Annotated in this window: 17 protein-coding genes; 12 read left to right on the top strand and 5 right to left on the bottom strand. The window is 61.0% G+C overall.

What is annotated here, in order from left to right; genetic code table 11:
* The gene (locus tag RHO23_RS17425; protein ID WP_070932695.1) at nucleotides 1-990 is read left to right on the top strand and encodes an aldo/keto reductase; all 990 of its coding nucleotides are present in this window, start codon (nucleotides 1-3) and stop codon (nucleotides 988-990) included.
* On the opposite strand, the gene RHO23_RS17420 is transcribed toward RHO23_RS17425, so the two are convergent.
* A complete protein-coding gene (locus RHO23_RS17420) occupies nucleotides 987-1,520 on the bottom strand; it encodes a carboxymuconolactone decarboxylase family protein (RefSeq protein WP_423488091.1) in 534 nt (177 codons plus the stop codon). The two genes, RHO23_RS17425 and RHO23_RS17420, sit on opposite strands and share 4 nt — an antisense overlap.
* Nucleotides 1,517-2,947 carry an acetate metabolism transcriptional regulator RamB gene (gene ramB / locus RHO23_RS17415; RefSeq protein ID WP_030096364.1) on the bottom strand — a complete coding sequence of 477 codons (1,431 nt, stop codon included), beginning with the start codon at nucleotides 2,945-2,947 and terminating at the stop codon, nucleotides 1,517-1,519. Before ramB ends, RHO23_RS17420 begins: the two co-directional genes overlap by 4 nt.
* Nucleotides 2,948-3,481: 534 nt before the next feature.
* Here ramB and RHO23_RS17410 point away from each other — a divergent pair.
* Genes RHO23_RS17410 through RHO23_RS17400 form a run of 3 tightly spaced genes read left to right on the top strand, consistent with a single transcriptional unit; the run spans nucleotide 3,482 to nucleotide 9,717 of the window.
* Nucleotides 3,482-3,898, top strand: a complete 417-nt coding sequence (locus tag RHO23_RS17410; protein WP_030096365.1) for an MmpS family transport accessory protein — start codon at nucleotides 3,482-3,484, stop codon at nucleotides 3,896-3,898.
* Nucleotides 3,895-6,774, top strand: coding sequence for an RND family transporter (locus tag RHO23_RS17405; RefSeq protein ID WP_030096366.1), 2,880 nt, complete (start codon nucleotides 3,895-3,897; stop codon nucleotides 6,772-6,774). The genes RHO23_RS17410 and RHO23_RS17405 overlap by 4 nt, the downstream gene beginning before the upstream one ends.
* 9 nt (nucleotides 6,775-6,783) lie before the next feature.
* Nucleotides 6,784-9,717, top strand: a complete 2,934-nt coding sequence (locus RHO23_RS17400; RefSeq protein WP_064409656.1) for an RND family transporter — start codon at nucleotides 6,784-6,786, stop codon at nucleotides 9,715-9,717.
* 95 nt (nucleotides 9,718-9,812) lie between these two features.
* On the opposite strand, the gene RHO23_RS17395 is transcribed toward RHO23_RS17400, so the two are convergent.
* Together RHO23_RS17395 and rfbA are read right to left on the bottom strand one after the other, a co-directional pair.
* Nucleotides 9,813-10,151 carry a hemophore-related protein gene (locus RHO23_RS17395; protein ID WP_030096368.1) on the bottom strand — a complete coding sequence of 113 codons (339 nt, stop codon included), beginning with the start codon at nucleotides 10,149-10,151 and terminating at the stop codon, nucleotides 9,813-9,815.
* A 135-nt stretch (nucleotides 10,152-10,286) separates the two neighbouring features.
* The gene (gene rfbA / locus RHO23_RS17390) at nucleotides 10,287-11,153 is read right to left on the bottom strand and encodes a glucose-1-phosphate thymidylyltransferase RfbA (protein ID WP_064409655.1); all 867 of its coding nucleotides are present in this window, start codon (nucleotides 11,151-11,153) and stop codon (nucleotides 10,287-10,289) included.
* 464 nt (nucleotides 11,154-11,617) lie between these two features.
* Between rfbA and RHO23_RS17385 the strand changes: the two genes are divergently transcribed.
* The 8 genes from RHO23_RS17385 to RHO23_RS17350 all read left to right on the top strand — a co-directional run bounded on the left by RHO23_RS17385 (nucleotide 11,618) and on the right by RHO23_RS17350 (nucleotide 20,670).
* Nucleotides 11,618-12,877, top strand: a complete 1,260-nt coding sequence (locus tag RHO23_RS17385; RefSeq protein WP_064409654.1) for a glycosyltransferase — start codon at nucleotides 11,618-11,620, stop codon at nucleotides 12,875-12,877.
* Nucleotides 12,878-13,017: 140 nt separating this feature from the next.
* Nucleotides 13,018-14,091, top strand: coding sequence for an NAD-dependent epimerase/dehydratase family protein (locus RHO23_RS17380; protein ID WP_423488090.1), 1,074 nt, complete (start codon nucleotides 13,018-13,020; stop codon nucleotides 14,089-14,091).
* Nucleotides 14,092-14,255: 164 nt separating this feature from the next.
* Nucleotides 14,256-15,383, top strand: coding sequence for an acyltransferase family protein (locus RHO23_RS17375; RefSeq protein WP_030096372.1), 1,128 nt, complete (start codon nucleotides 14,256-14,258; stop codon nucleotides 15,381-15,383).
* A 190-nt stretch (nucleotides 15,384-15,573) separates the two neighbouring features.
* Nucleotides 15,574-16,308, top strand: coding sequence for a class I SAM-dependent methyltransferase (locus RHO23_RS17370; RefSeq protein ID WP_064410442.1), 735 nt, complete (start codon nucleotides 15,574-15,576; stop codon nucleotides 16,306-16,308).
* A 219-nt stretch (nucleotides 16,309-16,527) separates the two neighbouring features.
* Nucleotides 16,528-17,328: a TylF/MycF/NovP-related O-methyltransferase gene (locus RHO23_RS17365; RefSeq protein WP_030096374.1), complete on the top strand. Its 801-nt coding sequence runs from the start codon at nucleotides 16,528-16,530 to the stop codon at nucleotides 17,326-17,328.
* Nucleotides 17,329-17,377: 49 nt separating this feature from the next.
* Nucleotides 17,378-18,646 carry a glycosyltransferase gene (locus RHO23_RS17360; RefSeq protein WP_057968086.1) on the top strand — a complete coding sequence of 423 codons (1,269 nt, stop codon included), beginning with the start codon at nucleotides 17,378-17,380 and terminating at the stop codon, nucleotides 18,644-18,646.
* Complete coding sequence (locus RHO23_RS17355) at nucleotides 18,643-19,767, top strand: acyltransferase family protein (RefSeq protein WP_046256033.1); 1,125 nt, start codon at nucleotides 18,643-18,645, stop codon at nucleotides 19,765-19,767. Before RHO23_RS17360 ends, RHO23_RS17355 begins: the two co-directional genes overlap by 4 nt.
* A gap of 114 nt (nucleotides 19,768-19,881) precedes the next feature.
* Entirely contained in the window at nucleotides 19,882-20,670 is a 789-nt protein-coding gene (locus RHO23_RS17350; RefSeq protein WP_030096377.1) for a TylF/MycF/NovP-related O-methyltransferase, read from the top strand.
* A 3-nt stretch (nucleotides 20,671-20,673) separates the two neighbouring features.
* Here the strand turns inward: RHO23_RS17350 and RHO23_RS17345 are convergent, their stop codons facing one another.
* The gene (locus RHO23_RS17345) at nucleotides 20,674-21,933 is read right to left on the bottom strand and encodes a glycosyltransferase (RefSeq protein WP_264920316.1); all 1,260 of its coding nucleotides are present in this window, start codon (nucleotides 21,931-21,933) and stop codon (nucleotides 20,674-20,676) included.
* Nucleotides 21,934-21,944: the final 11 nt, after the last annotated feature.

Below are 21,944 nucleotides of genomic sequence, written 5' to 3'. Positions count from 1 at the left end.
ATGAAGTACACGCAGCTTGGTGAGCTATCGGTGTCAAGGATCGGGCTCGGCGCCATGTCGATGTCGTCGGGCTATCAACCTCTGGCCGCGGAAAGCGGTCCGGATGCCACTCGGTCCATCCAGGCCATCCATCGCGCGCTCGATCTGGGCGTCAGCCTGATCGACACCGCCGAAATCTACGGCCCGTACACCAATGAGGAATTGGTGGGTAAGGCCATCGCGAGCCGTCGCGATGAGGTGGTGCTGGCGACGAAGTTCGGACTGATTTCGCATGCCACCGGTGCGACGTTCCAGCCCGACAGCTCGCCGGCGAATATTGCTGTCGCGGTGGAAGGATCGTTGCGCCGGCTGGGAATCGATCACATCGACCTCTACTACCAACACCGCGTCGACCCCACGGTGCCGATCGAAGAGGTGGTGGGTGCGGTGGCCGAATTGGTGGCGCAGGGCAAGATCCGCCACATCGGGTTGTCGGAAGCTTCGGCGGCCACCATCCGCCGCGCGCATGCGGTACATCCGATCGCGGCGGTCCAGTCGGAGTACTCGTTGTGGACGCGGGATGTGGAGTCCGCGGTGCTGCCGACCCTGCGGGAGTTGGGAATCGGTCTGGTGCCCTACTCGCCCCTGGGCCGTGGGTTCCTGGCGGGATCAATACAGTCCGCGGATCAGTTGGCAGACGGCGATTTTCGAAAGAACCTGCCGAGATTCAGCCAGCAGAACCTCGAACGAAATCGCGCGATCGTCGGCGCCGTCGAAGCCGTCGCGGCCGAGACGGGGGCCACAGCGGCTCAGATCGCGCTGGCCTGGCTGTTGTCTCGCGGCGAGGGCATCGCGCCGATCCCCGGGACCACGAAGGCCGCACGTGTCGAGGAAAACACGGCAGCCGTGGACGTGGTCCTCTCCGATGCGCAGTTATCGCAGTTGGAGACGGTCGCGCCCGCCGTGGGCGAGCGCTACCACGAGGATCTGATGGCCTTGCTCGATGATTAGAGGTCTAGCGGGATGCGCAACGACGACATGGTCGCGGCCAGGCCGTCGTACTGCGTGACGAGCAGACAAAAGCCGATGAGCTGGCGGCGGTCCAGGAACTTCGAGAGTCCCTCCCATGCTTCATCGGAAAGTGTTCTGGTGTTGAGGATTTCGTCGACACCGGTGATGAGGGCGCGCTCCTTGTCGGAGAGTCCCTCGGCCCCGGCCCCCGCGAAGATGCGCTCTTGATATGCGTGATCTATCCCGGCGGACTTGGCGATGCGGGTGTGGTGCTGTAGCTCGTACGCGCATTCGCGCACGTGGGCCACGCGCAGGATCACTACCTCGGTGTCACGGGTGGACAGCTTGGTGCCGCGCAGGATGGCGCCGGAATAGGCCAGCCACGGCCAGAACCTGGTGCCCGTCTGCCCGAGCGTGGTCGCCAGGTGCATCTGCGGTGCGCTGATCGCGCGTGCCATCCCCTTGGCAATTACCCAGTTGATCGGTCCGAGCTCGCGTAGACCACCTGGTGGGATGCGACCATCGCTCATTGTCGGGCTCCTTCTTGCTGAACAAGGTATGGCGACACCGTACTGCGATGCTCGTCAAGGTCCAGAGCCCGCCCGAGTGCGGGGAAGGCACGTTGCGGGCAATTGTCGCGTTCGCAGACCCGACAGCCCACGCCGATGGGTGTCGTCGCGCCCTCGGAGGACAGATCCAGACCCTGCGAATAGACCAGTCGGTGCGCATGCCGTAACTCGCATCCGAGCCCGATCGCGAAGGTCTTACCCGGCTGTCCATACCGCGACGCACGCCGTTCGACGGTGCGTGCCACCCAGAGGTAGTTGCGCCCGTCGGGCATCTGCGCCACCTGCACCAGGATCTTGCCCGGGTTGCCGAAGGTCTCGTATACGTTCCACAGCGGACAGGTACCGCCGCTGGAGGAGAAGTGAAAACCGGTGGCTGACTGACGTTTCGACATGTTTCCGGCACGATCGACCCGGACGAATGAGAAGGGGACCCCGCGCATCGACGGACGCTGCAGGGTCGACAGCCGGTGGCAGATCGTCTCGTAGCTCACCGAGTAGAACGCCGACAGACGCTCGATGTCGTACTGGAAGTCCTCGGCCACCCCATGGAACTGCCGGTACGGCAGCACTGTGGCAGCGGCGAAGTAGTTGGCCAGCCCCAGCCGCGCCAGTTTGCGTGATTCCTCGGAGGTGAACTTGCCGTCGTCAACCATGGTGTCGATGAGATCGCCGTACTCCAGGTACGCCAGCTCGGCGGCCAGTTTGAATACCTGCTGACCTCCGGAGAGGTGGTTGCTGATCTCCAGCGTCTTGGATACCGGGTCGTACTTGTGCAGGACGCTGTCGCCGAGATCGATGCGCCGGGCGATCTGCACGCCATGGACCTCGGTGATGCGGTCGGCGATCTCTCTGGCGAGGTCCGCTCGGTGCATGCGCATCCGAACTGTCAGGTCTTCGGCCGCGGTGTCGAGCTCGTGGAGATAGTTGTGCCGTTGATAGAAGTAGTCGCGCACCTCTTCGTGCGGCATGGTGATCGATCCGCTGCCGCTGCCGTCGGTGTATCGGTCCTCGGTGGCCGCGGCCAACTGCGTGGTGGTGATCCGGTAGCGCCGATGCAGATTGACCATGGCACGCGCCAGTGCGGGGTGCCCGGCGACTACATCGGCGATCTCGGCAGGATCGACGTCGATATCCAGGTCCTTGTCCTGCACCACCTCGCGCAGCTCGGCGATGAGGCGGCTGTCGTCCTGGGAGGAGAAGAACGTCGCGTCGACGCCGAACACCTCGGTGATACGCAGCAGCACCGCGACGGTCAGGGGGCGGACGTCATGCTCGATCTGGTTGAGGTAGCTCGGGGAGATCTCCAGCATCTGGGCGAGCGCAGCTTGGCTGAACCCGCGTTCGCTGCGGAGTTGACGTAGGCGCCCTCCAACGTACGTCTTGGACACGCTGACCAGCCTACGCGCTTTGCGAACTCCTCCTTCGCAGTCTTGGCAAGGTTCGGATAGGCCCAGGATGCTCTCCGAATCGCGATGCGCGCACCGGATGCCAGCGAGCAATCAAGCTGGTTTGCTTTCTGGGCCTATCCGAGAGGGGGTGACGGGCGAACATGGCTGGCTGAGCTGTCTCTCGCTATGACCGGCGCCACTGTGGCTGCTGGTTCGGCCCTGAGGTCACAAAGGGGGGTCTCAGCTGCTGATTAGCCATCCGTTCACCCATTCGTAGGAATTGGAGAATCGGGCGATCGTGGTTGCCCATGGCGGTATGCAGTAAATCTGTACACGTCCGTATCCAAAATAGCGTGCTACTCATTGCATATCGGGTGTGCAACGGGTACATACGCGACTCTCATGCATGGTCTAATCTTTAACGGCCGGGGAGCGCCGCTGAGGTGTTCCGCGTTTTGCAATTGGGATGTGCATGTCCGAGCATGGTGCCGGATGCGGAGATAGACGAGGAGGGTTACGATTCTTCGGCTTTTGATGCGTCTGTGGATTCCACTACTGGTGCTCGCGGTAATTGGTGCCGGCGGTTTTACGGTGTCGCGGCTTCACGGTGTATTCGGTTCTGAGAACCGTCCGTCGTATGCCGATACGAATGTCAGTGACGCCAAATCGTTTGATCCCAAGAAGATGTCGTACGAGGTTTTCGGATCGCCGGGGAATGTGGCCGATATCAGCTATTTCGATGTCAATGGCGATCCGCTGTTCATTCAGAAAATTCCATTGCCATGGTCGGTGAAATTCGAGATCGGTAAGACGACAGCGGTGGGAAGCATCATGGCGCAGGGGGATGGCCGCAGTATCGGATGCCGCATCATCGTGGACGATGAGGTTAAGTCCGAGAAGGTGACAAATCAGACCAATGCCTTTACCTCATGCCTGCTGAAGGCCGCATGAGCGAGGGCGACGGCAAAGGTCAATCACACCGACCGATAATGGCGACCGTTATCCGCAAGGGTGCGGTATTCATTATCTTGGGCTGGCTTGCGATCACTGTCCTGCTGACCGTCAAGGTGCCGCCGCTGGAGATCGTCGAAAGGGAGCATTCGGTCTCCCTCAGCCCGCCGGACGCGCCCTCCGTCAAAGCAATGACGCAGATGGGGAAGGTTTTCCAGGAATCTAATTCCGAGAGCGTCGCGGTGATCGTGCTCGAGGGGGAGAACCCTCTCGGCGACGATGCGCACAAGTATTACGACGCCGTCGTCCGCCAATTGAAGGACGATCCGAAACATGTGCAGCATATCCAGGACTTCTGGGGTGACCCGCTAACCGCCGGCGCCGCCCAGAGTGCCGATGGCAAAGCCGCGTATGTGCAATTGAATCTCACCGGGCGATTCGGCCAGGCTGATGCCAACGAATCCGTGGAAGCCGTTCAGAAGATCGTCAAAGACACTCCGGGGCTGCCGCCGGGGGTCAAGACCTATGTCACGGGTCCCGCCGCCGTCGTCTCCGATATGTCGGAGAGCGGAAACCGGACGGTCATCCTCATCACCTTGGTGAGTGTTGGCGTGATTTTCCTGATGCTGCTCCTGCTCTACCGGTCATTCATCACGGTCATCATCTTGCTGTTCACCGTCGGCATCGAGCTGCAGGTTGCGCGAGGACTGGTCGCGTTCCTCGGTATGCACGGGATCGTGGGTCTCACCACCTTCGTGGTCAACCTGCTCGTGTCTGTGGGCATCGCCGCAGGTACGGACTATGGAATCTTCTTCACCGGGCGCTATCAGGAAGCGCGTCAGGCGGGCGAGGACCGCCAGACCGCCTACTACACCGCCTACCGCGGGGTGGCCAAGGTCGTGCTGGCATCCGGCCTGACCATCGCCGGTGCGATCGCGTGTTTGCACTTCACCCGGCTGCCGTACTTCAAGCCGCTGGGCATCCCGGGCGCGGTCGGCATCCTGGTCGCGGTGGCGGTTGCGCTCACCCTGGTTCCGGCGTGCATCGCCGCAGGTAGCCGCTTCGGGCTGTTCGACCCCAAGCGCCAGGTGACGACACGGCGCTGGCGGCGGCTGGGTACCGCGATTGTGCGTTGGCCCGGACCGATCCTGGCCGGGACGGTGGCCATCTCACTCATCGGGCTTTTGACGCTGCCGGGATACAACCCCAGCTACACCGACGCGAAGTACATACCGAAGGACATCCCCGCGGTCCAGGGACTCGTGGCCGCCTCACGGCACTTCCCGGAATCGAAGATGTCTACGCCCGACATCCTGTTGGTCGAGGCCAATCACGACATGCGTAACTCGGCCGATCTGCTGGTGCTGAACAGGCTGGCCAAGGCGGTCTTCGCGGTCCCCGGCATCGCCAACGTGCAGTCCATCACGCGTCCCGAGGGAACGCAGATCGAGCACTCGTCGGTGCCGTTCATGCTCAGCATGTCGAACGCGAGCCAGCGGTTGAGCCTGCCGTTCCAGCGTGCGCGCATGGACGACATGCTCAAGCAGGCCGATGACATGGGCACGACGATCGCGCTCATGCAGCGCATGTTCGATCTGATGAAACAGATGGTGGCGACCACTCACCGGATGGTCAGCACCACGCACGATCTTCAGAAAGATATGTCCACGCTGCGGGACCATATCGAGAATTTCGAAGACTTCTGGCGGCCGATCCGTAACTACTTCTACTGGGAGAAGCACTGCTTCGACATTCCCATCTGCTGGTCGATCAGGTCGATCTTCGATGCGCTCGACGGCGTCGATCAGGTGACCGACAAGATGCAGACTCTGGTGGGCGATCTTGACGAGCTGGACAGGCTGATGCCGCAGCTGCTCGAGCAGTTCCCCATCATGATCGACACCATGAAGAGCACCCGCGAATCGATGCTGACCATGCACAGCACGATGTCCGGCATCTTCGCGCAGATGGATGAATCCACCGAGAACTCGACGGCCATGGGCAAGGCGTTCGACGCATCGAAGAACGATGACTCCTTCTATCTACCGCCGGATGTGCTGAACAACAAGGACTTCAAGCGGGTCATGAAGATCTTCATGTCGCCCGATGGCAAGTCGACGCGCATGCTTATCTCTCAACGTGGAGATCCCGCGACACCCGAAGGCATTGCGCGAGTGGATCCGATCAAGACCGCCGCGGAGGAAGCGCTCAAGGGAACTCCACTGGAGCACGCCAAGATCTCCCTGGCGGGTACGGCGGCGGGTGTCAGTGAGCTGGTCGATGGATCAAAATACGACCTCTTGATCGCGGGGGTCGCCGCCCTGTGCCTCATTTTCATCATCATGTTGCTGATGACGCGAAGCTTGGTTGCCGCGCTGGTGATCGTCGGAACAGTGGCGTTGTCGCTGGGTGCGTCGTTTGGTCTGTCTGTGCTTGTCTGGCAACACATTTGCGGCATCCAGATCAACTGGGTGGTGTTGGCCATGTCGGTCATCGTGCTGCTCGCGGTGGGCTCTGACTACAACCTGTTGCTCGTCTCGCGCATGAAAGAGGAGTTAGGCGCCGGCCTCAATACGGGCATCATCCGGGCGATGGGCGGTACCGGCAAGGTGGTGACCGCTGCCGGGCTGGTCTTCGCCGCGACGATGGGCTCCATGATCGTCAGCGACCTGCTCACCCTTGGGCAGGTGGGAACCACGATCGGTTTGGGTCTGTTGTTCGACACCTTGATCGTGCGAGCGTTCATGACCCCGGCCATTGCCGCGCTCCTGGGCCGGTGGTTCTGGTGGCCACTGCAGGTGTCGCCCCGGCCGGTCGGTGCGGTGCACGGGTGGAAGGGACCGCGCCTCGTCCGTTCCGTGCTGCAGAGGAACTAGCGGCGGCGCATGAGTACCGAGAAGTCGCGCCCGTTCATCGCGCGAACCATACGAAACCTGTCGCCCCTGATCATCCTGGGCTGGCTGGCGCTGATTCTGTATACGACGCTGGCATCGGTCAATTGGGACTTGACCAAGGCGATTCCGGCATTGGAGAACGTCGCAGAAGAGCGTTCGGTATCGCTGATGCCCCAAGACGCGCCGGCCGTCAAGGCCATCATGCGCATGGGCAAGGACTTCAACGAATCGAACTCGGACAGCTCCGCGATGATCGTGCTCGAGGGGAAGGACCCACTCGGCGAGGACGCGCATACGTACTACGCCGGACTGATCCGCGAGCTGCGTAACGATCCCAAACACGTAGAGCACGTGCAGGATCTATGGGGAGATCGACTGACATCGTCGAGTGTGCAGAGTCCCGATGAAAAGGCCGCATATGTGCAGCTGAATCTCGTCGGCAATCAGGGCACCGCCATGGGTGACGAATCAGTGGCCGCGATCCGCGAAATCGTCAATCGGACACTGCCTTCGGCTCCCACCGATGTGAAGGTCTACGTGGCCGGTGCGGCGCCGCTCGCTTCGGACATGCAGCATGCCGGCAACAAATCGATTCTGAAGATCACCGCGGTCACCGTGGTCATCATCTTCACGCTGTTGTTGATCCTCTATCGCTCTGTTGTCACCGTGATCCTGCTGCTGATCATGGTGGGTGTCGAATTAGCCGCGGCCAGAGGCATTGTGGCGTTCCTGGGCTACCACGATGTTTTCGTGTTGTCGACGTTCGCCGTCAACATGCTGGTCTTCTTGAGCATCGCCGCAGGCACCGATTACGGGATCTTCTTCTTCGGTCGTTATCAAGAGGCACGCCAGGCCGGTGAGGACCGGGAAACGGCCTACTACACCACATATCGCAGTGTGGCTCCCGTCGTCCTGGCTTCCGGACTGACCATCGCCGGAGCCATTCTGTGTCTACATTTCACGCGGCTGCCCTATTTCCAGACCATGGGAATCCCCTGTGCCATCGGAATGCTGACGGCCGTCGCGGTCGCGGTGACCCTGGTACCCGCGGGTATTGCGGTGGCCAGCCGATTCGGACTGCTTGAACCCAAGCGCAAGCTGCGGGTTCAGCGGTGGCGTGGGCTCGGTACGGCCATTGTCCGCTGGCCCGCACCGATCCTGGTCGCCTCACTGGCCGTGGCACTGGTCGGGTTGTCCACGCTGCCGGGATACAAGACGAGCTACAACGACCGGCTGTACATCTCCGGGGATATCCCGGCCAATCAGGGATTCGCTGCCGCGCAACGTCACTTCTCCGAGTCGCGACTGACGCCCGATGTGTTGTTGATCGAAACCGATCGGGACCTTCGGAACCCGGCCGACTTCCTGGTGCTGAACAAGGTGGCGAAGGCCATTTTCAAGGTGCGGGGAGTCTCGCGGGTGCAGGGGATCACCCGGCCCGAGGGAACTCCGATCGCCAACACATCGGTGCCCTTCCTGCTCAGCTTGCAAAGCGCCGGCCAGGTGCAGGCGACCCGTTTCCAGAAGAAGCGCATCGCCGACATGCAAAAGCAGGCCGACGACATGTCGAAGATGATCGCGACGATGCAGCGCACGTACCTCGTGATGAAGCAGATGTCCGAGACCACGCACCGCATGACGGGCCATACCCACGAGGTGCAGCAGCTGACCGACGACTTGCGGGGCAGCATCGCGCTGTTCGATGACTTCCTTCGGCCGATACGCAACTATTTCTATTGGGAGAAGCACTGTTTCGATATCCCGATCTGCTTCTCGCTTCGATCGATCTTCGATGCGATGGACGCGGTCGACGCGCTCGATGACGGGCTGATGGTTCTGGTCAGGGACATGGATCAGCTGGACGCCATCATGCCGCAGCTGCTTGTCCAGTTCCCTCAGATGATCTCGGTCATGCAGAGCATGCGCACCTCGGTACTCACCATGTACGCCACCATGTCCGGGCAGTTCGCTTCGATGGACGAATCCACCAATGACGTGATGGCCATGGGGCAGGCATTCGACGCCTCCAAGAACGACGATTCGTTCTTCCTGCCTCCAGAGGTGTTCAAGAACCCGGACTTCCAGCGCGCGATGAGTTCGTTCCTGTCGCCGGATGGAAAGACGGTGCGGTTCATCATCTCTCATAACGGTGATCCGATGTCGCCGGAGGGCATCACGCGGATCGAGCAGATTCGGAACGCGGCAGAAGAGGCACTCAAGGGAACGCCACTGGTGGGCGGCAAGATCTATCTGGCCGGCGCCGCGTCGACCGCAAAGGACTGGAAAGACGGCTCCACGTACGACCTGCTGATCGCGGGCATCGCGGCGATCTGCCTGGTTTTCATCATCATGCTCATCACCACCCGAAGCTTCATCGCGGCCTTGGTGATCGTCGGAACGGTGGCCCTCTCCTTGGGCGCGTCCTTTGGCATGTCCGTTCTGCTGTGGCAGTACATCCTTGGCATCAATCTGCACTGGATGGTGCTGGCGATGTCCGTGATCATCCTTTTGGCGGTCGGATCCGATTACAACCTGCTGCTGGTCTCTCGTATGAAAGAAGAGCTGGGCGCGGGGCTGAACACGGGCATCATCCGCGCGATGGGTGGCACCGGAAAGGTCGTCACCTCAGCCGGATTGGTGTTCGCGGCCACCATGGCCTCGATGGTGGTCAGTGATCTGCAGATCATCGGTCAGATTGGAACCACGATCGGGCTGGGCCTGTTGTTCGATACGTTGATCGTCCGTTCGTTTATGACGCCGGCAATCGCTGCTCTTCTGGGCCGGTGGTTCTGGTGGCCGCAGCGAGTGCGGCCGCGTCCGCCGAGTGCGCTGCTTGCGCCGGTGGGTGCGCGTCCGGCGGCGCCTGCCCCGGGCCGCCTCGACGATGACGAGCCGACCACGGAACTGCCGAAATTCAACGACTAATCATGTTGTCGTTCAACTGATTCTGTGCCTGACGCGGCGCATACGCAAAAGGCCGGGTGCGAGTTCACCTCGGCCCGGCCCTTGCGTATGAAGACTCAGTACTTGTGGCAGCTGCGCACCATCTGCTGGAAGACGGGGATAACGTACTCGATCCCCTGATTGCCCCTCACCTGGTTGATCATGCTGATCCGCTTGTCTTTCGGCGCACCGAGGAACTCTCGCATGAACTGCTGGTTGGGTGGCGACGCGTCGAAGTACTCCGCGGCCATTGGGTTCTCCGCGTGCAGTGCCGCGTTCGCCTGATCGTACGTACAGGTGCTATTCACCATCTCGTCTGTAACGGGGTCGGCGGATGCGAGCCCTGCGCCGGCGCTCAACGCCAGCGTGGCACCGCCTACCACCGCCGCAATCTTCGTCAATGACTTTTTGTTCATGTTCTCAATTGCCTCCTCGTACCGACCACATCAACTTTACGTATTCACTGAAACTCAAGGCCCAGGGTGTTCTCAGACCCATGACTATTTATACGTCTCACCGTCCATTGCGTTACCGACGACCAGAGGATCGGGTTATTTCCGCTGCAAGAGCTCAAGTAGGTAACTTCCGTATCCAGACTTGAGCAGCTCCTGAGCGCGCGCAGCGAGCTGGTCGTCATTGATGAAACCTGCGCGCCACGCAATTTCTTCCGGTACGCCTATCTTCAGGCCCTGCCGGCGTTCGATGGTGCGCACGTAGTCGCTCGCGTCCAGCAGTGAATCGAAGGTGCCCGTATCCAGCCACGCGGTTCCACGCGGTAGCACTTCGACAGAAAGACGTCCCTGGTCCAGATAAGTCTGGTTGACCTCGGTGATCTCGTACTCACCCCGAGCCGACTTCTTCAGCGAGCGCGCGATCTCGATGACGTCGTTGTCATAGAAGTACAGACCGGGCACCGCATAGTGGGATTTCGGCGTCGCGGGCTTTTCTTCCAGGGACAATGGGACGCCGGAGGCATCGAACTCCACCACACCGTATGCCGACGGGTTGGCCACCCAGTACGCGAAAATGGCTCCACCGCTGATGTTCTCGAACCGGCGCAAACTCGTGCCCAAGCCGGGCCCGTAGAAGACATTGTCACCCAGGGCGAGCATCGCGGTGTCGTTGCCGATATGCGAGGCTCCGATCACGAACGCCTGTGCCAGGCCCTCGGGCTTGGGCTGGACCGCATAGGTCAGGTTGATGCCGAATGCCGAGCCGTCTCCGAGGAGTCGCTCGAATGCCGAGGCGTCCGAGGGGGTGGTGATCACCAGAATGTCGCGGACCCCGGCCATGATCAGCGTGGAGAGCGGGTAGTAGACCAGCGGTTTGTCGTACACCGGTAGCAGCTGCTTGCTGACACCCGTCGTTATCGGATGCAGGCGCGTGCCCGAACCGCCCGCGAGAATGATGCCGCGCATGTGTGCTCCTACTCGACGACAATGCGAGTTCGGTTGCGGCGGGGACAATTTGTACATTGTCGTGGCGCAACCCGTAGGCCACCCTATCGCGTATGTAGGCGGAATGCCGACGGAATCAAACGCCGGCAGCGGGCATGCGGGCCGCTTTGGTGAACGGTGCGTGGCGACAAAGTATGTCAAGGTGGTTCCGGCGCGCCCGCAGCCGTATATGCATATCGTGCGACCTGCCGAACCTGGGCCGGCCGGTATTGCATTGCCGCATTCCTGTGCGATAGCGATTTTAGTGTGGCAACCCGCGAAGCGGAATTCTTTCGGCTGTAGCTGAATTGATGTTCTGGAATTTGGAGACGGATGTATGCCTGTCCTCGTGAGGCTATCCGAGAAGCACAAGATCGGTAATAATGACCGGCAACACCGACGGCCATTCTGCGAGTACCTAACATATCGGGGAGGTCGACACCGTCATGAAATTTGCCATGGCAAGTTATGGCACGCGCGGCGATATCGAACCTGCCGTTGCTGTCGGACGAGAACTGCAGCGCAGAGGCCATGAAGTGCGCATGGCGGTGCCGCCAGACTTGATCGGCTTCGCCGAGTCGGTCGGGCTCTCGGCAGTTCCCTATGGCGTCCAGGTGGGGCCCCAGCTCGATGAGTATCGCGACCTGTGGATGTCGTGGACCCGTCATTTCTGGAGGGTTCAGGATTTGGTTGCGTTGTGTCAGCAGGCGCTGAAACTGGTAACCGAACAGTGGTCGGAAATGAGTAAGGCCCTTGTGTCGGTGGCCGAAGGGGCGGATCTGCTGTCGACCAGTGTGGGCTATGAGGAGCCGGCCGCCAATGTTGCCGAGTTCTACGGAATCCCGCTGGTTGCCTTACACACCATGCCGTGGCGCCCCAATGGTCAGCTCTTTCCTGTCCTGCCGCCGCCGGTGACCCGCACAGCGATGACCGCCTACGACTGGTTGACCTGGCGTGTGACCAAGAGGGCGGAGGATGCGCAACGTCGCGAGCTGGGTTTACCGAAGGCGACAAGCCCTTCGCCGCGGCGGATCGGGCAGCGTGGCTCACTGGAAATCCAGGCCTACGACCGTATTTGCTTCCGCGGGCTGGCAGATGAGTGGGCGAAGTACGGCGAGCGAAGGCCTTTCGTGGGGGCACTGACCATGGAGTTGACCACTGCGGCCGATGACGAGGTCATGTCCTGGATTGCCGCCGGTCCACCGCCTATCTGTTTCGCCTCGGGAAGCATTCCGGTGGAATCTCCGGCGGAGACCGTCGAGATGATCGGTTCAGCGTGCGCGGAATTGGGGGAGCGTGCGTTGGTGTGCGCCGGCGCCACCGACTTCAGCGCCGTGCGTCCACCCGAGCACGTCAAGGTGGTCGGCGTGGTGAACTATGCGGCAGTCTTTCCGGTGAGTCGGGCGATTGTTCACCACGGTGGGTCGGGCACCACGGCCGCGAGCCTGCGCGCCGGAGTACCTACCTTGATCCTGTGGACCGTCGGTGATCAGCCATTCTGGGGAAATCAGCTCAAGCGCATGAAAGTGGGCGCCTCTCGGCGCTTTTCGACCACTTCCCGGGACACCTTGGTCTCGGACCTGCGGGAGATCCTCAGCCCCGACTATGCGGTTCGGGCTCGGGAGATCGCTCCCCACATGTCCAAGCCGTACGAGAGTGTGGGCAAGGCAGCTGACCTTTTGGAGGAGCGGGCTGCTCGTGTTTAGGTCAGTTGTCGTCGCGCGGCAGTCCATGCGGGAAGAACCCCGCGCGATGTCATCTGGACCATCGATATCATTGACCCGGAACGCATTACCGGTGCGTGCCGGTTACCTGGCTGGTCCGTAAAGAACGGGAGGAATCGGCTTTGTCGACATCTGTACTCATCTCTGGTGGAGCGGGATTCATTGGATCCGCGCTATCCAACCGCCTCGTGCAGGCGGGATACGACGTCGCGGTGATGGACGTCCTACATCCTCAGGTGCATGCCAGGGGCCGGGACATCGACCTCCCGCCATCGGTGCGGCTGTTCACGGGTGACGTGACCCATGCCCCCGACTGGGATGCCGTGCTGCGGTTGTTCGAACCCGCGCAGGTTGTCCATTTGGCTGCGGAGACGGGTACCGCGCAGTCGCTTTCGGAAGCGACGCGTCACGGCTCGGTCAATGTGGTGGGTACCACCCAACTCCTTGATGCCCTGAGCCGTACGGCGTTTGTGCCCGACCAGCTGGTACTTGCATCATCGCGCGCGGTGTACGGCGAAGGTGCCTGGCGGTCCGGTGCAGAAGTCTTCTACCCACACCCGCGCAGCCATGCCCAGCTACTTGCCGGCCAGTGGGATCCGAAGGGTCCCACCGGTGAGCCTTCGGAGCCGCTCGCCAGCTGCGCCAGTAGGACCGAGCCCCGGCCCACCAATATCTATGCGGGTACGAAACTTGCCCAAGAACATCTGTTGGCTTCCTGGGCGGCCGCTCATGACACCAACCTCAGCGTTCTGCGTCTGCAGAATGTGTATGGGCCCGGTCAGTCACTCACCAACTCGTACACCGGAATCGTCACGCTCTTCGCGCGTCTGGCACGCGAGAAGCAGTCCTTGGAGGTGTACGAGGATGGACGGATAGTTCGCGATTTCGTCTTCATCGACGATGTTGTCGATGCGCTCTTTGCCGCGGTTCACACACCCGCAGTCGAGCGACGCACTCTCGACATCGGTTCTGGCACTGCGACAACCATTCATGAGTTGGCTCGTAAGGTTGCGGACATCTGTGCGGCGCCCGAGCCCACCGTTGTCGGGAAGTTTCGGGATGGCGATGTGCGCGCCGCGAGCTGTGACGTCGAGCCGGCAATCGAGCAGCTCGCGTGGAGCCCGAAGTGGACGCTCGAGGATGGCCTGCACGCACTTCTGGAATGGATCGACAAGGACTGCCCGAATCGCTTTTGAGCACATCGCCGCCCCACTGTGGTCTGGTGGCGAGAAACCCTGTCGCGAATATGAATCATCAGTTGTGACAATGTTTTCCAACTACATGTGGAAACACCGGAAAGCCTGATCTCGAACTGAGATGACGATACGATGACGCTTCCGGCGAAGAGTGGTGGAGGCGCATGAAGCTCGGTTCTGTATTCGATCCGCGAAACAACGCGCTGAACGCATGTCGGCTCGCCTTGGCGACAGAGGTGATCCTTTTTCACTCGTTTCCGCTCACGGGTCACGTGGTGGAATCCAAGGCGATACTTCAACTGCTGTTTTCGGTAGGAGTTGACGGATTCTTTGCTCTTTCGGGATTTCTGATCACTGCTAGTTGGCTCCGTAATCCCAGCTCGCGCGACTACTTCATCGCGCGAGCCCTGCGCATCCTGCCCGGGTACTACGTGGTACTGGCGGTAACGGCGTTTGTCATCGCTCCGCTCAGTGTTGCGATCCAGGGCGGATCGGCCGCGAGGCTGCTGTTCTCCAGTGCGCCGATCGAATACATGTTGAAGAACAGCGCGCTGATTCAGCTCCAGTTCGACGTGGGTGGGACGCCGCGCGATATCCCGTATCCGGGAATCTGGAACGCGTCCCTGTGGTCGCTCGTATTCGAAGTGATGTGCTACATCGCCGTAGCGGGGCTGGGGCTGCTCGGGCTCGCTAGCCGTCGCTGGACCGCACCGGTGATACTGATACTGGCAACGATTGCGGCGATTCTCCTGCCGCCGCTGACCTTCCCTGGGCTGTGGACAATTCCGCAGCTCGCGGTGCGCAGTGCCATCATGTTTTCCGCCGGTGCACTGCTGTATCAGTGGCGAGATGTGATTCCGGCCCGGTGGTCGCTTGTGTCGGTGAGCGTGGTGATTGTGCTGGCGTCGGGCATGTTGCCCGACTACCGCGTCATCGGCGCTCTTCCGCTTGCTTACGCCGTCGTCGTTTCGGGTGTGCTGATCAAGAACAAGCGTATGAATATCCAGACGGACCTGTCATACGGTGTCTATATCTATGCCTCGCCGACGCAGCAGTTCTTAGCTGTCGCAGGCCTCGCCAGCCTGAATCCGTTTGTTTTCTTTATAGTTTCGGCGGGTGCGACGTTGGTGCCCGCCGCATTCAGTTGGTTCCTGGTCGAGAAGCGTGCCCTCGCGCTCAAGTCGCGCCTCAAACGCAAGCATGCCGATCAGGCAGCGACGCGTGCGGGGCCCGCGGGTTCGGATAGCCTCGCGCCGCGAGAGCGGGCTCTATCGCCGCGCGAGGACAGTTAGCGCACAGGTGTCGCCATGGATATGTCGGTAGGCTGATTCGCATGGCATTTCGGGATTCTGAGAATGGGCGATGTTCTTCGAACATCAAAGGACAGCAAAGGATCTCGTGATCATGCCGCTCTTCCGTCTGGCACTGCAGCGCAAACCCCCGTTCATTGCGCGGCGTTATCCGTACGGGTCCCGCCGTCGAATGCTCGGTGCGCTGGGGCCGGACCTGGCCAGGACGGTCTCGATGCGGGCCGACAACTCGGCACCGGCGGAAACCCCCATCGGGAGGATCTTCGAGAACACCGATAACGTCCACAAGCTGCGTCATTACCTGCCCATCTACCAGCGTGCGCTCACCGGGATCGAGCGAATGCTCGAGATCGGGGTGGATCGGGGTGGATCCCTACAGATGTGGCGGGAACACCTGCCTCAGGCCACCATTGTGGGCCTGGACATCAGCCCCAAGTCTGCGCAGCACGACGATCCGGGGCGCGGTATCCACGTGCGGATCGGTGATCAGACCGATCCGCACTTTCTCGGTACGGTGGTCGAGGAGTTCGGCCCGTTCGACGCCGTCCTCGATGATGGTGGCCACACCCCGAAACAGATGATCGGGTCGTTCAGGTATCTATTTCCGCGCCTGCGGCCCGGCGGGGTCTACATCGTGGAGGACGTCTGCGCGAACTACTGGACGATCTATCGTGACCAGCGCCAATCGTTCATCGATTTCACCAAATGGCTGATGGACGCTATGCACGCTCATTATATGGAGATGAGCTCGGTCTACCAGATCATGGAGGACCATCCCAAGCGGCTTGAGACAGTCGAGGTGCCGTTCGCGGCCACCATCATCGACCGGATCGAGGTGTTCGACTCCGTAGTCGTGATTCATCGCGCAGAAGAGTCGAAGCGGCTACCCCGTGCCGTGTTCCGATGAGGCTGAATATTAATGAAGGGTGGCAGGATCTCCGATCGCCAGCGTGCCGCAGATATTTGGCGACATTCGTTCACAAGAATTCTTGACAGATTCTGCTGAAAATGCAGCCCCTACAAGGGGAGTAGCCCGGTCCGAAACGTGTCGACGGAGTCGCACAGACGGCTATTGTTAGCGCTGGGACGGGACACCAGCATTTCGAGATAGGGGCAGTTCTTGACCGTGACCGATTACGACACTCGATCCGCTTATCTGGGCCTGCTTCGACAGGACCTCACCCGATACGGAGTTGATGAACTTGTGCCAGTGGGTTGGAACTGGCTGCACCGCCCCTTTTTCAAATTTGGCGACTACGTGCTTGTGCGCAAGCGTCCGTTCGACGCGCACAAGCGTGACTTGGGCCTGGATTGGCCGGCGGATGCGCTGACGATGATCGGTATGCAGCGACTCACCAGTCTGCAGCAGTGCGTCGAGACGGTGCTTGCCGATGATGTGCCTGGCGACCTGGTCGAATGCGGTGTGTGGCGCGGTGGTGCGTCCATCCTGATGCGCGGGGTTCTGGCCGCGTATGGGGACACCACGCGGAACGTGTGGCTCTGCGATTCGTTCGAGGGCGTACCTCCGCCGGATACCGCGCATTACAAGGCGGACAAGGGCGACAGGCTGCACCTTGCGGCGCCGATCCTGGCGGTGACCGAAAAGAATGTCAGGGCTAATTTCCAGCGCTATGGATTGTTGGATGACCAGGTTCGATTTGTTCCAGGCTGGTTCAAAGACACGCTGCATGATGCCCCGATTCAACAAATCGCTGTATTGCGGCTTGATGGCGACCTCTATGAATCCACAATCCAGGCGCTCGACGGGCTTTACGAACGTTTGTCTCCCGGGGGCTTTTGCATCATCGACGACTACCACGCGCTCGACTCGTGCAAACAGGCCGTCACCGATTACCGCACGAAGCACGGGATAACCGCCGAGATCAAGGAAATTGACGGAACAGGCGTGTTCTGGCGTAAGGAATGACGGCGGCCCGACTCCGCTGAACCGCGATACCCGAAAGGCGTTAGAGGCGATGAAGTTTGTGCTGGCGAGCTACGGAACCCGGGGTGATGTCGAGCCCTCTGTTGTCGTGGCTCGTGAGTTACAGCGCAGGGGACACGATGTGGTCATGGCTGTGCCGCCCGACCTGATCGGCTTCACGGAGTCGGCTGGTCTGGAGACTGTTTCCTACGGGTTGGATACGAAGACCTGGCTGGACGTGTATCGCAATTTCTGGACGTTCTTCTTCCACACCTTCTGGAAGGTGGGGGAGATTCGGACGATGTGGCGTCAGATGTGGGAGCTGAGCGACGAATGCTGGGCGCAGATGAACACCACGCTGATGTCCGCGGCCCAGGATGCCGATGTGTTGTTCGCGGGCCAGAGCTACCAGGAGCCCGCTGCGAATGTCGCTGAATACCATGACATTCCATTGGTCACACTTCATCACATCCCGATGCGGCCGAACGGTCAGCTTGTCACCATCCTGCCGTCCCGGTTGGGGCGTGCGGCGATGACAGCGTTCGATTGGTTTGCTTGGCGCCTGAATAAGAAGGTGGAGGACACGCAGCGGCGTGAGCTCCGCCTACCCAAGGCCTCACGGCCGTCGCCTCAGCGGATCGCCGAGCGCGGCTCCCTGGAGATCCAGGGCTATGACGAGGTCTGTTTTCCAGGCCTGGCCGAGGAGTGGAAGGAATGGGATGGCTTGCGGCCGTTTGTCGGCTCGCTGACCATGGCGTTGACCGCCGAGGCCGACGGTGACGTCGCCTCATGGATCGCTGCCGGGACGCCGCCAATCTTCTTCGGATTTGGCAGTATGCCGGTCGAATCCCCCACTGCCGCACTCGAGATGATCGGCTCGGCGTGCGCGGAGCTGGGAGAGCGGGCCTTGATAGGCGCGGGATGGACAGACTTCAGCGATGCGCAGCTTCCCGACCACGTGAAGGTCGTGGGAGCAGTCAACTATGCGACGGTCTTTCCGGCCTGCCGGGCGGTCGTGCATCACGGGGGGTCCGGCACAACCGCGGCAAGCCTGCGCGCCGGGGTCCCCACGTTGATCTTGTCGATGGATGCCAATCAGACGCTTTGGGGTGGACAGATAAAGAAGCTGAAAGTGGGTACCACGCGGCGTTTTTCGACCACCACGCGAGAATCTCTGATTGCGGATCTGCGCCAGATTCTTGCACCGGACTACGTTGACCGGGCTCGCGAGCTCGCCAACGGAATGACCAAACCGGGTGAGAGCGCGGAGGCCGCCGCTGATGCCATGGAGCAGTTTGCTCGCTCAAGGTGTTCCGCGTGAGTGGGCCCGAGGGGCCGAGGCCAGCGAGAAACTCGACGCTCGGCCAGGTATTCGACCCGAGAAACAATGCGCTCAACGCATGGCGGTTGATCCTGGCGGTCAGCGTCATCTTCTGGCACTCCTGGCCGCTGACCGGTCGAACGATCACCTATCGCCCATTCGAGCAACTCATCGAACAGGTCGGCGTCGACGGCTTCTTTGCGATATCGGGCTTTCTCATCACCGCGAGCTGGCTGCGCAAACCCAAGCTTCGTGACTTCGCGATTGCCCGTGGCCTTCGCATCTTCCCGGGGCTGTGGGTGTGTCTACTGATCATCGCGTTCGTCATAGCCCCGATCAGTGTCCTCATCCAGGGCGGCTCGGTCTCGGCGTTGTTCTCGTCGCACAAGCCGGTCGAGTACGTCATCAACAATGGCCTACTGAACGTGTACTACGCCGGTGTCGATGGCACCCCGCGCGGTGTCCCATGGCCGGGCGTGTGGAACGGGTCAATCTGGACGCTTGTCTTCGAGATGATCTGCTACATCGCGGTGGCAGTGCTGGGCGTCGTCGGACTCCTGAAGCGGCGATGGGTTGTTCCCGCAGCCTTCGTGCTATTCCTTTGTGCCACGGCGTATCTCTCGTACCCGGTCTTCGCGGCGACTTCTATCGCGCAGATGGTGGCACGGTTCGCTGTCATGTTCGCGGCAGGAGCCCTGCTGAACCAGTACAAAGACGTCATTCCCGCGCGCTGGTCGCTCGTTGCGGTGAGCGTCGTGATCGTGCTGGCTTCCGGACTGTTGGAGAACTATCGGGATATCGCGGCTTTGCCGTTGGCGTATGCGGTCATAGTGTCGGGCTCGCTCATCCACAATCCACGACTGAACCTGCGCAACGACCTGTCTTACGGTACGTACATCTATGCCTATCCCGTGCAACAGCTACTGGTCGTCATGGGACTGGGTAGTCTGAATCTGTTGCTGTTCTTCGCTATTGCCACGGCGGCCACCGTGCCGCTAGCGGCCTTCAGTTGGTTTGTGGTGGAAAAGCAAGCGATCTCGCTGAAGTCTCGACTGAACCGAAAACGTCCCGCAGAGGTAGACACCGCGCCAGCGGCGCCGGTGGAGCGCGATGCGGTGTGAGGGCCGGATATGGCATCGATCAGCTTGTGAGCCATAGCTATTCGACGTGATTGAATCGATTCGCCACGCGCTTTTCTCATCTCCAACCTGACGACGGATGCTATCGTTTCCGCTGTGGCAGATGAGCTAACGCTCCGTACCCGTATTTGGCTGTGGGCGGTTCGCAAGGAATATTGGCTTGCGCGCACGCTCCTGCCCAACGTCTATTCGAACGATGCGCTGATTTGTTTCAACAATCACGCATTCCTCGATGACCCGGCGTTCCAGCGTGCATACCAGCGCGGTGTCCGCGCGCTCGGTGGCACCGACTGGTATCAGTGGCATTGGCGCGTACATGTCGGGCTGTGGGCGGCTGCCAGTGCGAGCAAGGTGAAGGGTGACTTCGTCGAATGTGGCGTCAGCTACGGCTTTTTGAGCAGCGCCATCATGGAGTACCTCGATTGGGATCGGCTGGGGAAGACCTTTTATCTCCTCGACACGTTCGCCGGACTCGACCCGCGCTTCGTCAGCGCGGGTGAACGCGACTCGGGGGCGCTCGAGAAGAGCGAGGAACTCGTACGCAACGGCATGTACGTGAGCTCCGTGGACAGCGTCAAGGCGAACTTTGCGCAGTGGAAGAACCAGCGCGTCATCGCTGGAGCAGTTCCCGAAACGCTTGAGGAAGTCCACGCCGATGCGGTGGCATTCCTGCATATCGACATGAACTGCGCACCACCCGAAGTCGCGACACTGCGATACTTCTGGCCGCGACTTTCACCAGGAGCATTTGTGCTCCTGGACGACTACGCGAATCGCGGTCGCGACGAACAGCGTATTGCCATGGATGAGGTGGCGCGCGATTTGGGCGTATACATCGTGGCCTTGCCGACCGGCCAGGGTCTGATTATCAAACCACCGCAGTAAGGGTCATTTCTTACTTGCCTTACCGCGGGCGGCGGCCTCGAAGAGATCTGCGGCCTTGGTGACGCTTTCCTCAGGGCTGGTCATCCGAGTCGCCAACTCTCGGGCGGCCGCCGCGTACTCGGGCACCAGGATACGACGCAGATCGGCCACCAGTGTTTTTTGATTGGTCGCCGAGAACCGGCGAGCAGCACCGACTTTCAACCTGCCGAGCTGGTTTCCCCAGTACGGCTGATCGGCAGTGCTCCACAGAATCAGCGTGGGGGTACCGGCTCGCAGACTCGCGGCCGTGGTGCCCGAACCTCCGTGATGAACAACGGCTCGGCTGGCGGCGAAGACCGCCGAGTAGTTGACGGCGCCCACGACCTTGACATGGTCGGGTAGGACGATGTCACCGAAATCGGTGCCGCCGGCGCAGACAAGCGCCCGCTCACCCAGTTCCGCACACGCAGAACTAATCATCTCGATGGTGGCGGCCGGTGATTCGAGCGGAATGCTGCCGGTGGCGAAGCAGATCGGCGGTTTCCCCGCGGCGATCCAGGACGCCACCTCATGGTCGGCGGTGGTAGATAAACCCATCGTGAGGGCGCCGACGAAAGGCCGCTTGCCATTCCATTTCGCCCACTCATTGGCCAGTCCGGGAACGGAGACCGCGTCGTAGGCTTGTACTTCGATGGCTGCGCTGCGGGCGATCCGACGCGGCGAGGGTCCGGTGGCCTCGGGTAAGCCGAGCTCGCGTCGCTGCGTGTCCTCGGCGTCCTTCGTGGCGCGCCACAGCAGCCATTCGGAGAGCATTCCGCCCGATCGTACGAGCGGTGCCGGAAGCATCGGAAGCAGTTGACCGTTGGGTCGCATCGGGAAGTGGTGCAGCATCATCAGGGGGATGTCGAAATACTCGGCCACGTTGGCGGCCGATTGCTCGAAGTTGAGTCCTGTCGACAACAGATCAGCCCCGTCTGTCACCGAGGTGAGCGTCGCGCTGGTGTCACTCCAGTACCGGGCAATCGGCGCCCAAAGCTCACGCAGCGTACCGACGGGGTTGCGTACCAACTGAGTCCAGAAATTCCGGAGGAACTCGTCCTGTAGGAAATCCTGTAGTTCCGGGCCATAGGGAACCGCGGCCAGTCCAGCCGACTCCGCGAAGGTGACGAGGTCCGGGGGGACAGCCACGCAGACGTCGTGTCCTCGTCGGGTCAGCTCGCATCCGACGCTGACGGAGGGCTCGACGTCGCCGCGAGTGCCGTAGCACGCCAGCGCAAACTTCATTCCGTTCCTGG

This window comes from Mycobacteroides sp. PCS013 (assembly GCF_049532645.1).
GTDB classification, from domain to species: Bacteria; Actinomycetota; Actinomycetes; order Mycobacteriales; family Mycobacteriaceae; genus Mycobacterium; species Mycobacterium gwanakae.
This window is presented reverse-complemented; position numbering and strand designations above follow the sequence as displayed.

Excerpts from the sequence above, each read along its gene's own strand:
- RHO23_RS17425 (WP_070932695.1), top strand. The coding sequence starts at position 1 with ATGAAGTACACGCAGCTTGGTGAGCTATCGGTGTCAAGGATCGGGCTC.
- RHO23_RS17420 (WP_423488091.1), bottom strand. The coding sequence starts at position 1,520 with ATGAGCGATGGTCGCATCCCACCAGGTGGTCTACGCGAGCTCGGACCG.
- RHO23_RS17410 (WP_030096365.1), top strand. The coding sequence starts at position 3,482 with ATGCGTCTGTGGATTCCACTACTGGTGCTCGCGGTAATTGGTGCCGGC.
- RHO23_RS17405 (WP_030096366.1), top strand. The coding sequence starts at position 3,895 with ATGAGCGAGGGCGACGGCAAAGGTCAATCACACCGACCGATAATGGCG.
- RHO23_RS17400 (WP_064409656.1), top strand. The coding sequence starts at position 6,784 with ATGAGTACCGAGAAGTCGCGCCCGTTCATCGCGCGAACCATACGAAAC.
- RHO23_RS17395 (WP_030096368.1), bottom strand. The coding sequence starts at position 10,151 with ATGAACAAAAAGTCATTGACGAAGATTGCGGCGGTGGTAGGCGGTGCC.
- rfbA (WP_064409655.1), bottom strand. The coding sequence starts at position 11,153 with ATGCGCGGCATCATTCTCGCGGGCGGTTCGGGCACGCGCCTGCATCCG.
- RHO23_RS17385 (WP_064409654.1), top strand. The coding sequence starts at position 11,618 with ATGAAATTTGCCATGGCAAGTTATGGCACGCGCGGCGATATCGAACCT.
- RHO23_RS17375 (WP_030096372.1), top strand. The coding sequence starts at position 14,256 with ATGAAGCTCGGTTCTGTATTCGATCCGCGAAACAACGCGCTGAACGCA.
- RHO23_RS17370 (WP_064410442.1), top strand. The coding sequence starts at position 15,574 with ATGCTCGGTGCGCTGGGGCCGGACCTGGCCAGGACGGTCTCGATGCGG.
- RHO23_RS17360 (WP_057968086.1), top strand. The coding sequence starts at position 17,378 with ATGAAGTTTGTGCTGGCGAGCTACGGAACCCGGGGTGATGTCGAGCCC.
- RHO23_RS17345 (WP_264920316.1), bottom strand. The coding sequence starts at position 21,933 with ATGAAGTTTGCGCTGGCGTGCTACGGCACTCGCGGCGACGTCGAGCCC.